General features: G+C 50.3%; 1 protein-coding gene. It reads right to left on the reverse strand.

Going from position 1 to position 388, the window contains the following annotated elements; all coding sequences use genetic code 11:
* Positions 1 to 388: ABC transporter permease subunit (locus NE664_15515; GenBank protein MCQ4728041.1), on the reverse strand; the 388-nt coding region annotated here is incomplete at both ends.

The following is a 388-nucleotide window of genomic DNA, read 5'->3' on the forward strand; positions in this document are numbered from 1 at the left end:
CCCGGTGAAACCACGGGACGCATGACATGCCAGATCACCTGTCCGGTGTTTGCCCCGTCAATTCTGGCGGCATCCTCCAGTTCCTTCGGCACATTTAAGAAAAATGTTCTCATCAGGAACACTGACAGCGGCATGAACATGGCTGCCAGAATCAGACTGGTCGCCGGAATATTTCCAATCAGGTTAAGCTTTGCAAATGCATAATACAGCGGGAATAAGAACAGCTGGATCGGTACAGTCATCGCCATCATAAAGTAGGTCAGGATGATGCCGCTCCCTTTGATCCGGTACCCCGACAGCACATAGCCCGCCAGAGTGGAACAGACCAGAATAATGAGAATCGTACAGCCGCTCAGCTTGATACTGTTGATAAACCCATGGGCAAATT

The organism is Anaerotignum faecicola, assembly GCA_024460105.1.
Classification (GTDB): domain Bacteria; phylum Bacillota; class Clostridia; order Lachnospirales; family Anaerotignaceae; genus JANFXS01.